At 69.9% G+C, this 11,794-nt stretch carries 7 protein-coding genes; 4 read left to right on the top strand and 3 right to left on the bottom strand.

The genetic code is table 11. The features are described 5' to 3' along the window. Positions 1–25: 25 nt before the first annotated feature. From ACH4TL_RS23330 to metH, 3 genes are all read right to left on the bottom strand, one after another. Positions 26–1,630, bottom strand: a complete 1,605-nt coding sequence (locus ACH4TL_RS23330) for an ABC transporter substrate-binding protein (RefSeq protein ID WP_398317292.1) — start codon at positions 1,628–1,630, stop codon at positions 26–28. 339 nt (positions 1,631–1,969) lie between these two features. Beyond that, the gene (locus ACH4TL_RS23325; RefSeq protein ID WP_398317289.1) at positions 1,970–2,671 is read right to left on the bottom strand and encodes an HAD family hydrolase; all 702 of its coding nucleotides are present in this window, start codon (positions 2,669–2,671) and stop codon (positions 1,970–1,972) included. Positions 2,672–2,799: 128 nt separating this feature from the next. Beyond that, entirely contained in the window at positions 2,800–6,303 is a 3,504-nt protein-coding gene (metH, locus tag ACH4TL_RS23320) for a methionine synthase (RefSeq protein WP_398317286.1), read from the bottom strand. Positions 6,304–6,539: 236 nt separating this feature from the next. Here metH and ACH4TL_RS23315 point away from each other — a divergent pair, with 236 nt between their 5' ends. The 4 genes from ACH4TL_RS23315 to ACH4TL_RS23300 all read left to right on the top strand — a co-directional run bounded on the left by ACH4TL_RS23315 (position 6,540) and on the right by ACH4TL_RS23300 (position 11,668). Next, the gene (locus tag ACH4TL_RS23315) at positions 6,540–7,304 is read left to right on the top strand and encodes an IclR family transcriptional regulator (protein ID WP_398317283.1); all 765 of its coding nucleotides are present in this window, start codon (positions 6,540–6,542) and stop codon (positions 7,302–7,304) included. A gap of 368 nt (positions 7,305–7,672) precedes the next feature. Further along, complete coding sequence (locus tag ACH4TL_RS23310; RefSeq protein ID WP_398317280.1) at positions 7,673–8,467, top strand: MIP/aquaporin family protein; 795 nt, start codon at positions 7,673–7,675, stop codon at positions 8,465–8,467. Between the two features lie 37 nt (positions 8,468–8,504). Continuing rightward, the gene (gene glpK / locus ACH4TL_RS23305; protein WP_398317277.1) at positions 8,505–10,052 is read left to right on the top strand and encodes a glycerol kinase GlpK; all 1,548 of its coding nucleotides are present in this window, start codon (positions 8,505–8,507) and stop codon (positions 10,050–10,052) included. Between the two features lie 5 nt (positions 10,053–10,057). Beyond that, a complete protein-coding gene (locus tag ACH4TL_RS23300) occupies positions 10,058–11,668 on the top strand; it encodes an FAD-dependent oxidoreductase (RefSeq protein ID WP_398317274.1) in 1,611 nt (536 codons plus the stop codon). The last annotated feature ends 126 nt before the right edge of the window (positions 11,669–11,794 follow it).

The following is an 11,794-nucleotide window of genomic DNA, read 5'->3' as shown; positions in this document are numbered from 1 at the left end:
ATTCCGGCCCCCGTCTGGCGTTGCGTCAGCTGTCAGCTCCCCGGCCCAGCTCCCAGAGCTGGAGCATGGTCGAGGAGTCGAATGCGTATTCGGCCCCGGTGATGTTTTCTCGGGCCGCCACATAGGTGTTCCCCTGCCACAGCGGCAGATAGGGCACATCGTCGGCGACGGTGTTCTGGATGGCCTGGAAGTCTCCGGAAGCGCGGGCGCGCTGGCTCTCCTGCCGGGTCCGCGGGATCAGCTGGTCCTGCACGGTGCTGTCGCGGTAGGGCGAGCCCAGGAAGTTGTCCTTGGTCAGGAAGGGCGCGACGTAGTTGTCCGGGTCCGGGAAGTCCGGCAGCCACCCCATGCCGTAGGCGGCGTACGCGCGCTTGGGGAGGTTGGGGCGGAACTCGGTCCAGCGGACGCCCTTGATCCTGACCTGGAACAGGCCGCTGCGGTTGAGCTGGTTCCGCAGCTCCTTGAACTCCTGCGCGGTCTCCGGCCCGTAGTGGTCGGTCGTGTACGTCAGGGTCAGCTTCACCGGGGTGCTGATCCCGGCGTTGCGCAGGGCGCTGCGGGCCGCGTCGGGGTCGGGGTCGCCGTACTCGTTGTAGAACGAGTTGGTGTGCGAGGTGACGTTGTTCGGGATGAGCGAGTAGAGCGGCTCGGCGGTCCGCTTGTAGACGTCCCGTACCAGTGCCTGCCGGTCCACCAGATGGGCGATGGCCTGGCGCACGGCCTTGTTCTTCACCGCCGGGTTGCCGGTGTCGAAGACGAGGTAGCGGATGCCCTGGCCGGAGGACTCGAAGAGCCGGACGCCCTTGACCTCGCCCTTGTTCAGCTTGTCGATCTGGCCGGGCGAGAAGCCGCGGTGCACCGCGTCGATGTCGCCCTTGGCCAGCGCCTTCTCCATGGCAGACGCGGAGTCGAAGAACCGCATCTCGACCTTGTCACTGTCCGGCTCCACGTCGCCCTGGTAGTGCGGGTTCCTGGTGAAGCGCACCTTCACCAGGCGGTTGTTCCGCACCTCGGTCTTCGCCTGGTACGGGCCCGAGCCGATGAGGCTGAAGCCCTTGCGCAGCGCGTTCGCCCGGTAGTCCTCGCTGTCCAGGATGGCCGCGGCCGGGGTGGTGAGCTTGGACGGGAAGGTCGCGTCGGGCGCGCGGAGGTGGATGACGACCTCGCGGGAGGTCGGGGTCTCCACCTTGTCCACGCCCGAGAGCAGGGAGACGGGGCCGTTGCGGTCCTTGATGCGCAGCATCCGGTCGAGGGAGAACTTGACGTCCTCGGAGGTGAGCGCGTGGCCGTCGGAGAACTTCAGCCCGCTGCGCAGGGTGCAGCGGTACTGCTCGCTCTGCCGGTCCTGGAAGCCGCATTTCTGGGCGGCGTCGGGTATCGGCTCGGTTCCGGAGCGGGGCAGCCGCATCAGCGTCTGGAAGGCGTTGTGGAGCACGCTCCACGAGGCGAAGTCGTATGCCTGGGCGGGGTCCAGCGGGGCGGGTGCCGCCTTGGACGCCTCGATCCGGTCCGTACTCCCCAGGACGATGGCGCCGTCGCCGGAACCCGAACCGTCGGATCCACCGCATGCGGTGAGCGCTGACGTCAGTAGGCCCGCCACGGCCGGCAGCGCGAGCGACTTGCGCTTCATTGTCGGGAGTCTCCCTGCGATCGATCAACCACTCGCGACGAGATTAGTCCGCAGCGCCAGCCATGCTCGGACACAACGAAGTTGAGGCGTTATCACGCACCGATAACGGATAAGGTCCGCCCGATATCCGAACGCGGTCGCGTTTCGTACGGCATGTCATCAATCCGGACACAAGGGCTCGCCCACATCGCATCAAACGGGACGCCCAGCAGATACCCACCCGATCTGTCGACGGCATATGCAGTGATAAACATCACGCCCGAAATGCCGCTGCCGACACACAAAAACGGGGAGCGCGTTATTCAGTCTGCAATTTACAGACATACGCTCAGTGTGCGATCAGTGCATTCCTGTGACGAGTCCGCGCAGAAATGGAAGATCGACTTCTTCCAGCGATCCGACGACCGTACGGCCCGCCGCGGGCTCGATCGGAACGATGGAGGGCACCGCCACCACCCGGCACCCGGCCGCCTCGGCGGCGGTCACCCCGGTCGCGGTGTCCTCGATGACCACGCACCGCGCCGGTTCGGCGGCGAGCCCCGCGGCGGCGAACAGATACGGGTCGGGGTGCGGCTTGGTACGGCCGATCTCGTCGCCCGCGACCGTCAGGGCGAAGTTCTCCGGCCCGATCGACCGCAGCAGCCGGTCCATGACCCGCCGGTGCGAGGCGGAGACCAGGGCGGTCGGCACCCCGTGCGCGGCCAGTTCGGTGAGCAGCCGCCGCGCTCCGGGCAGCATGGGCACGGTGCCGTCGAGCAGCTCGGTGAAGCGGCTGTTCAGCAGGCCGGACAGTTCAGCGAGCGCGATGTCGGCGCCGGTGGCCTCGATGAGGAACGAGGCGCTGCGGGCCATCGGGCCGCCGACCACCACCTCGCGGTACTCCTCGGCGAGGGCGTGGCCCAGCTCGGCGAAGATGGACACCTCCGCGTCCCACCAGATGTCCTCGGTGTCCACCAGGGTGCCGTCCATGTCGAGCAGGACCGCCTGGAGGGCGGAGCCTCCGGCCGAACGGGTGGCGACGGCGGGGATGCTGCTGGTCATCCAAACACCTCCGGATACGGGGCACGAAGGCCGGCCCCCTTCCACGATGTGGAAGACGACCGGCCTCTACCGGATCGACCAGTCTACGACGCGGCGCGCCGCGGCGCCTCCTGTCGTGCGCCCGACGATTACCGGGCGTTGAAGTACTTGGCCTCCGGGTGATGGATGACGATCGCGTCGGTCGACTGCTCGGGGTGCAGCTGGAACTCCTCGGAGAGCTTGACCCCGATGCGCTCCGGCTCCAGCAGCTCGGCGATCTTCGCCCGGTCCTCCAGGTCGGGGCAGGCGCCGTAGCCGAGCGAGAAGCGCGCGCCGCGGTACTTCAGCGCGAACATGTCCTCGATGTCACCGGGGTCCTCCCCCGCGTAGCCCAGCTCGGCCCGGACCCGGGCGTGCCAGTACTCGGCCAGCGCCTCGGCGAGCTGCACGGACAGCCCGTGCAGCTCCAGGTAGTCGCGGTAGGAGTTGTCGGCGAACAGCTCGGCGGTGGCCTCGCCGATCTTCGAGCCGACGGTGACCACCTGGAGGCCGACCACATCGGTCTCGCCGGACTCCTCGGGCCGGAAGAAGTCCGCCAGGCACAGCCGGCGGCCGCGGCGCTGGCGCGGGAAGGTGAAGCGGGTGCGCTCGCTGCCGTCCTCGTTGAGCAGGACGAGGTCGTCGCCCTTGGAGACGCAGGGGAAGTAGCCGTAGACCACGGCGGCCTCCAGCAGGTTCTCCGTGCGCAGCTTGTCCAGCCAGCCGCGCAGCCGCGGGCGGCCCTCGGACTCCACCAGCTCCGCGTAGCTCGGGCCGTCGCCGGTGCGGGCCTCCTTGAGCCCCCACTGGCCCTTGAACAGCGCGCCCTCGTCCAGCCAGGAGGCGTAGTCGACCTGCTGGATGCCCTTGACGACGCGGGTGCCCCAGAAGGGCGGCTCGGGCACCGGGTTGTCGGTGGCCACGTCGGAGCGCGACGGGCCCTCCGGCTCCGGGTCGCTGAGCGCGGTGTCCCGCTTGGGTACGCGGCGCTGCTTGAGGGCGGGCAGCTCCGCGCCGGGGACGCCGCGCTTGACGGCGATGAGGGCGTCCATGAGCCGCAGCCCCTCGAAGGCGTCGCGGGCGTAGCGGACCTCGCCCTCGTAGATCTCGTGGAGGTCCTGTTCGACGTAGGCGCGGGTGAGGGCGGCGCCGCCGAGGATGACGGGGTAGTCGGCGGCCAGGCTGCGCTGGTTCAGCTCCTCCAGGTTCTCCTTCATGATCACCGTGGACTTCACCAGCAGCCCCGACATGCCGATGACGTCGGCGCGGTGCTCCTTGGCGGCCTCCAGGATCGCGGAGACCGGCTGCTTGATGCCGAGGTTGACGACGTTGTAGCCGTTGTTGGAGAGGATGATGTCGACGAGGTTCTTGCCGATGTCGTGGACGTCGCCGCGGACGGTGGCGAGCACGATGGTGCCCTTGCCCTCGTCGTCCGACTTCTCCATGTGCGGCTCCAGATGGGCCACCGCGGTCTTCATCACCTCGGCGGACTGGAGGACGAACGGCAGCTGCATCTGGCCGGAGCCGAAGAGTTCGCCGACGACCTTCATGCCCTCCAGCAGCGTCTCGTTGACGATGTCGAGGGCGGGCCGCTCGGTGAGGGCTTCGTCGAGGTCGGCTTCCAGGCCGTTGCGCTCACCGTCGATGATGCGCCGCTGGAGGCGCTCGTCGAGCGGCAGGGCGGCCAGCTCCTCGGCCTTGCCCGCCTTGAGGGACTTGGCGGTGGCGCCCTCGAAGAGCGCCATCAGCTTCTGGAGCGGGTCGTACCCTTCCGCGCGCCGGTCGTAGATCAGGTCCAGGGCCGTGGTGACCTGCTCCTCGTCGAACCGCGCGATCGGCAGGATCTTGCTCGCGTGCACGATCGCCGAGTCCAGACCGGCCTTGACGCATTCGTCCAGGAAGACGGAGTTGAGCAGGATGCGGGCGGCCGGGTTGAGCCCGAAGGAGATGTTCGACAGGCCGAGGGTGGTCTGCACGTCCGGGTGGCGGCGCTTGAGCTCGCGGATCGCCTCGATGGTGGCGATGCCGTCCTTGCGGGACTCCTCCTGCCCGGTGCAGATGGTGAAGGTGAGGCAGTCGATGAGGATGTCGGACTCGTGGATGCCCCAGTTGCCGGTCAGGTCGTCGATGATCCGCTCGGCGATCTCGACCTTGTTCTCCGGGGTGCGGGCCTGGCCCTCCTCGTCGATGGTCAGCGCGATCAGCGCGGCGCCGTGCTCCTGGGCCAGCCGGGTGACCTTGGCGAAGCGGGAGTCGGGACCGTCGCCGTCCTCGTAGTTGACCGAGTTGATGACCGCGCGGCCACCCAGCTTCTCCAGGCCCGCCTGGATGACGTCCACCTCGGTGGAGTCCAGCACGATGGGCAGGGTGGAGGCGGTGGCGAAGCGCCCGGCCAGCTCCTCCATGTCGGCGACGCCGTCGCGGCCGACGTAGTCGACGCACAGGTCGAGCAGGTGGGCGCCCTCGCGGATCTGCTCGCGGGCCAGCTCCACGCAGTCGTCCCAGCGGCCGTCCAGCATGGCCTCGCGGAACTTCTTGGAGCCGTTGGCGTTCGTCCGCTCGCCGATGGCCAGGTACGAGGTGTCCTGGCGGAACGGCACCGTCTGGTACAGCGAGGCGGCGCCCGGCTCGGGGCGCGGCTCGCGCACGGTCGGGGTCAGGTCGCGGACCCGCTCGACGAGCTGGCGCAGATGCTCGGGCGTGGTGCCGCAGCAGCCGCCGACCAGGGACATCCCGTACTCGCGGACGAAGGTCTCCTGGGCGTCGGCCAGCTCGCCCGGGGTGAGCGGGTAGTGGGCGCCGTCCTTGCCGAGGACGGGCAGGCCCGCGTTCGGCATGCAGGACAGGGGGACGCGGGCGTGGCGGGCGAGGTAGCGCAGGTGCTCGCTCATCTCGGCCGGGCCGGTCGCGCAGTTGAGGCCGATCATGTCGATGCCGAGCGGCTCCAGGGCGGTCAGCGCCGCGCCGATCTCGGAGCCCAGCAGCATGGTGCCGGTGGTCTCGACGGTGACCGAGCAGATGACCGGGAGGCTGACGCCGGTGGCGTCCAGCGCGCGGCGGGCGCCGAGGACGGCGGCCTTGGTCTGGAGCAGGTCCTGGGTGGTCTCGACCAGGAGGGCGTCCGCACCGCCGGCGATCATGCCTTCGGCGTTCTGCTGGTAGGCGTCGCGCAGCGTGGTGTACGGGGCGTGGCCGAGGGTGGGGAGCTTGGTGCCGGGGCCCATCGAGCCGAGCACCCAGCGGGGGCGCCCGTCGGCGGCGAACTCGTCGGCCACCTCGCGGGCGATCCGGACGCCCGCCTCGGACAGCTCGTAGACCCGCTCGGGGATGTCGTACTCGCCCAGCGCGGCGTGGTTGGCGCCGAAGGTGTTCGTCTCCACACAGTCCACGCCGGCCGCGAAGTACTCCTCGTGGACCGAGCGGACGATGTCGGGGCGGGTGATGTTGAGGATTTCGTTGCAGCCCTCGAGCTGCTGGAAGTCGTCGAGACTGGGGTCCTGCGCCTGGAGCATCGTGCCCATCGCGCCGTCGGCGACCACGACGCGGGAGGCAAGTGCCTCGCGAAGGGCGTCGACTCGGGCGGCGGATGCGGACGATGACGTGTGCGAGGCCATGGATGTGCTCCCTGGAGTGCGACGGCTGTCGGCTTTGCGCCCTCGGTTCGGCAAGGGCGCACCAGGCCAGCCTAGCTGCCGGGGGCAAGAGGGAGGGGGCCGTCCCATCTGCCGGACCGAGATCGTCCGGTCGGCCGCGGCCGACTCGTGATCATTTACGTTTGGCTCTGTGTACCGCGGAGTCGACATGGACCGATAGTGTTCAGCATTGTCGAACCGCAGTCAGGAGGTTGGCGATGGCACGGAACATCCAGTCGTTGGAGCGGGCTGCCGCGATGCTACGCCTGCTCGCCGGGGGCGAGCGACGGCTGGGACTGTCCGACATCGCCTCCACCCTCGGACTGGCCAAGGGGACCGCCCACGGCATCCTGCGCACCCTCCAGCAGGAGGGGTTCGTCGAACAGGACGAGAACTCGGGCCGCTATCAGCTGGGCGCCGAGCTGCTGCGTCTCGGCAACAGCTATCTGGACGTCCACGAGCTGCGCGCCCGCGCCCTGGTGTGGACGGACGACCTGGCGCGCTCCAGCGGCGAGAGCGTCTACCTCGGGGTGCTGCACCAGCAGGGCGTGCTCATCGTCCACCATGTCTTCCGCCCCGACGACAGCCGTCAGGTGCTGGAGGTCGGCGCCATGCAGCCGCTGCACTCCACCGCCCTGGGCAAGGTGCTGTCCGCGTACGACCCGGTGGCGCACAGCGAGGCGGCGGAGGGCGAGCGGAAGCCGTTCACCAAGCGCACGGTGACCGAGGAGGACGCGTTCGAGGGCGTCCTGGCGCTCACCCGGGCGCGCGGCTGGGGCTCGGACGTGGAGGAGACCTGGGAGGGCGTCGCCTCGGTCGCGGCCCCGGTGCACGACCGGCGGCGGCTGCCGGTGGGGGCGGTGGGGATCACCGGCGCGGTGGAGCGGGTGTGCGAGGACGGGGAGCTGCGCTCCGAGCTGATCGCCGCCGTGCGGGACTGCGCGCGGGCGGTCTCCCGCGATCTGGGCGCCGGGCGCTTCTGACCCCGGGCCCGCGTCCCCGGACCGCCCCGGCCGCTCCCCGGCCGCCGGCCCCGCCTCCGGCCTGCGGCGGGAGCGGGGCCCGGACCGGGAATCCGTGCAGGACTGTGACCCTGACCAGGACCTTTGGCCAGGTCTATGGTCCTTCATCACGGTTTCACATCCTCCCGAGTTTTCCTCCACCCGACCCTTGACGGGGTCTTCGCCGTGAAGAAAACTGCCGTTCATCGGTCGGCATTGTCGAACACCTGACGACAATATTCGCTATGGTGGACTCGCCGCGGGCCGACCAACGCCCTCCCACGAGGGCGCGGATCCCCGGCGGGACCGGGGGTTCGCCTTCCCCTGGACGAAGGACAAAGGAGTCGCGGGTGTCCAGCTCCGACATCTTCATCGGCGAGACCATCGGTACCGCCGTGCTCACCCTGCTCGGCTGCGGTGTCGTCGCAGGCGTTCTCTTGAAGCGATCCAAGGCGTTCGACGCGGGATGGCTGGCGATCACCTTCGGGTGGGGCTTCGCCGTCCTCGCGGGCGCGTACATATCGGGGCCGCTCTCCGGCGCGCACCTGAACCCCGCGGTGACCATCGGTATCGCCATCAAGGGCGGTATCGAGTGGGGCGACGTACCCATCTACTTCCTCGGGCAGATCACCGGCGCCATCCTCGGCGCGGTGCTGATGTGGCTCGCGTACGCGGGTCACTTCCAGGCGCATCTCACGGACCACGAGCTGGTCGGCGGTCCGGGTGCCCAGGAAACGAAGAAGGCCGACGCCGCCCAGGCGGGTGACGCGGGCCCGGTGCTGGGGGTCTTCTCCACCGGCCCGGAGATCCGCAACACGGTGCAGAACCTGGCCACCGAGGTCATCGCCACCACCGTGCTGGTCCTCGCCATCCTCACCCAGGGCCTGAACGGCGAGGGCAAGGGTCTCGGCGTGATCGGCGCCCTGATCACCTCCCTGGTCGTGGTCGGCATCGGCCTCTCGCTCGGCGGCCCGACCGGCTACGCCATCAACCCGGTACGTGACCTGGGCCCGCGCATCGTGCACGCCCTCCTGCCGCTGCCCAACAAGGGCGGGTCGGACTGGGGCTACGCCTGGATCCCCGTCGTCGGCCCGCTCCTCGGCGGAGCGCTCGCCGGCGGCATCTACGAGATCGCCTTCGCCTAGCCCCCACCCCCTCGGACTCGCAGGAGAGCAATCCACCATGACCGACACCCACACCACGAGCGCCTCCTCCCACGGACACGGTCCGTTCATCGCCGCCATCGACCAGGGCACCACGTCCAGTCGCTGCATCGTCTTCGACCGGGACGGGCGCATCGTCTCGGTCGACCAGAAGGAGCACGAACAGATTTTCCCCAAGCCGGGCTGGGTCGAACACAATGCGGCCGAGATCTGGCAGAACGTGCAGGAGGTCGTGACCGGCGCGATCACCAAGGCCGAGATCACCTCAGCCGACGTCAAGGCGATCGGCATCACCAACCAGCGCGAGACCACCCTGCTGTGGGACAAGAACACCGGCGAGCCGGTGCACAACGCGCTTGTCTGGCAGGACACCCGCACCGACGCGCTCTGCCGGGAGCTGGGCCGCAACGTCGGCCAGGACCGCTTCCGCCGCGAGACGGGCCTCCCCCTGGCGTCCTACTTCGCCGGGCCCAAGATCCGCTGGCTGCTCGACAACGTCGAGGGGCTGCGCGAGCGCGCCGAGGCCGGTGACCTGCTCTTCGGCACCATGGACTCCTGGGTCATCTGGAACCTCACCGGCGGGGTCAACGGCGGCGTGCACGTCACCGACGTCACCAACGCCTCCCGCACGATGCTGATGAACCTGCACACCCTCGACTGGGACCCCAAGATCCTGACGTCGATGGACATCCCGGCCGCCGTGCTGCCGGAGATCCGCTCCTCCGCCGAGGTCTACGGGCACACCGCCGACGGCATCCTCGCGGGCGTGCCCGTCGCCTCCGCGCTCGGCGACCAGCAGGCGGCCCTGTTCGGCCAGACCTGCTTCGGTGAGGGCGAGGCCAAGTCCACGTACGGCACCGGCACCTTCCTGCTGATGAACACCGCCGACAAGCCGGTCAACTCCTACAACGGCCTGCTGACCACCGTCGGCTACCGGATCGGCGACCAGAAGCCGGTGTACGCCCTGGAGGGCTCCATCGCGGTCACCGGTTCGCTGGTGCAGTGGATGCGCGACCAGATGGGGCTGATCAACAGCGCCGCCGAGATCGAGACCCTGGCCAGCTCGGTGGACGACAACGGCGGCGCGTACTTCGTGCCCGCGTTCTCCGGTCTGTTCGCCCCGTACTGGCGTGACGACGCGCGCGGCGTGATCGCGGGCCTGACCCGTTACGTCACCAAGGCGCACATCGCGCGGGCCGTGCTGGAGGCCACCGCCTGGCAGACCCGCGAGATCGTCGACGCGATGACCAAGGACTCCGGCGTCGAGCTGACCGCGCTCAAGGTCGACGGCGGTATGACCTCCAACAACCTGCTGATGCAGACCCTCTCGGACGCCCTCGACGCACCCGTGGTGCGCCCGATGGTCGCCGAGACCACCTGCCTCGGCGCCGCCTACGCCGCCGGCCTGGCCGTCGGCTTCTGGCCGGACACCGACGCGCTGCGCGCCAACTGGCGCCGGGCCGCCGAGTGGACCCCCCGTATGGACGCGGACGTACGGGACCGCGAGTACAAGAACTGGCTCAAGGCCGTGCAGCGGACCATGGGCTGGATCGAGGACGAGGAGTAATCTCAATGACCCCCCTGCAGAGCGTTCCTTCCCTCGGGACGCACCCGGCTGCCGGTTCGCACCCGACCCGCGCCGAAACCCGGGAACAGCTGTCCAAGGCTTCGTACGACCTCCTGGTGATCGGCGGCGGCATCCTGGGCATCACCACTGCCTGGCACGCCGCGCAGTCCGGACTGCGGGTGGCCATGGTGGACGCCGGCGACTTCGCCGGCGCCACCTCCTCCGCCTCCTCCAAGCTGCTCCACGGCGGCCTGCGCTACCTCCAGACCGGCGCGGTCAAGCTCGTCGCCGAGAACCACTTCGAGCGGCGCGCCGTCTCGCGCAGCGTCGCACCGCACCTGTCCAACCCGCTCACCTTCTACCTGCCCGTCTACAAGGGCGGCCCGCACGGTGCGGCCAAGCTGGGCGCGGGCGTCTTCGCGTACTCGGCGCTGTCCGCGTTCCGCGACGGCGTCGGCCATGTGATCAACGCCGAGAAGGCCGCGCGGGACGTCCCGGAGCTGCGCACCGAGGGGCTGCGGGCCGTCGCCGTGTACGGCGACGGGCAGATGAACGACAGCCGCATGGCGCTGATGACGGTCCGGGCCGCGGTCGACGCGGGCGCCACCGTCCTCAACCACGCCGAGGTCACCGGGCTGCGCAAGACCGACGGCCGGGTCACCGGTGCGGAGCTGAGGGACCGTACCGACGGCACCGAGTTCGGCGTCGACGCCCGGCTGGTGCTCAACGCCACCGGCCCCTGGGTGGACCACCTGCGCCGGATGGAGGACCCGAACGCGGCGCCGTCCATCCGCCTCTCCAAGGGCGCGCACCTGGTCCTCAAGCGCACCTCCCCCTGGCGGGCCGCGCTGGCCACGCCCATCGACAAGTACCGCATCACCTTCGCCCTCCCCTGGGAGGACATGCTGCTGCTCGGTACGACCGACGAGCCGTACGAGGGCGATCCGGCCGATGTCGCGGTCAACGACGCGGACATCACCCAGATCCTGGACGAGGCCGCCTTCTCCATCCGCGACCAGCAGCTCTCCCGCGACCTGATCACCTACTCGTTCGCGGGGCTGCGGGTGCTGCCGGGTGGTCCCGGCGACACCGCCAAGGCCAAGCGGGAGACGGTGGTCACCGAGGGCAAGGGCGGCATGCTCTCCATAGCCGGCGGCAAGTGGACCACCTTCCGCCACATCGGCCGCACCGTGATGAGCAAGCTCGCCCAGCTGCCGGGCCGTCCGCTCGCGGACGACATGGAGCCGGTCAAGCAGCTGCCCAAGCACATGCCGCTGCCCGGCCTCGCCAATCCGCACGCGGTCGCCCACCGGCTGCTGGTGGACGGCGGTACGCCCGGCCCGCGCATGGCCGCGGACACCGCGCGCCACCTGGCGACCCACTACGGTTCGCTCTCCTTCGACATCGCGCGGCTGGCGAGCGGCGACGCGGCGCTCGCCGAGCGGATCCACCCGGACGCGCCGGAGATCTGGGCGCAGGTCGTCTACGCCCGTGACCACGAGTGGGCGCAGACGGCGGACGACGTGCTGCGGCGCCGCACCACGCTGACGATCCGCGGGCTGGACGACGACGCCATCCGCGGGCGGGTCGAGGAGCTGCTGGCCAAGCGCGGCTGAGGCCCCCCGCTCCTGCCCCTGCCCCTGCCCCTGCGGACGGCCGGGTGAGAAGAAACGTCTTCTCACCCGGCCGTCCGGCTGTTGAGGGGCTGCTGGTGGGCTGTTGAGCGACTGTTGTGCGCTGCT

The organism is Streptomyces sp. NPDC021115, assembly GCF_044333065.1.
Classification (GTDB): Bacteria; Actinomycetota; Actinomycetes; order Streptomycetales; family Streptomycetaceae; genus Streptomyces.
The sequence above is the reverse complement of the archived record's forward strand: the minus strand, read 5'-3'. Positions and strand labels throughout refer to the sequence as shown.

What these genes read in the sequence shown, in the direction of transcription:
- ACH4TL_RS23330 (WP_398317292.1), bottom strand. Translation starts at nt 1,630, where the DNA reads ATGAAGCGCAAGTCGCTCGCGCTGCCGGCCGTGGCGGGCCTACTGACG.
- ACH4TL_RS23325 (WP_398317289.1), bottom strand. Translation starts at nt 2,671, where the DNA reads ATGACCAGCAGCATCCCCGCCGTCGCCACCCGTTCGGCCGGAGGCTCC.
- metH (WP_398317286.1), bottom strand. Translation starts at nt 6,303, where the DNA reads ATGGCCTCGCACACGTCATCGTCCGCATCCGCCGCCCGAGTCGACGCC.
- ACH4TL_RS23315 (WP_398317283.1), top strand. Translation starts at nt 6,540, where the DNA reads ATGGCACGGAACATCCAGTCGTTGGAGCGGGCTGCCGCGATGCTACGC.
- glpK (WP_398317277.1), top strand. Translation starts at nt 8,505, where the DNA reads ATGACCGACACCCACACCACGAGCGCCTCCTCCCACGGACACGGTCCG.
- ACH4TL_RS23300 (WP_398317274.1), top strand. Translation starts at nt 10,058, where the DNA reads ATGACCCCCCTGCAGAGCGTTCCTTCCCTCGGGACGCACCCGGCTGCC.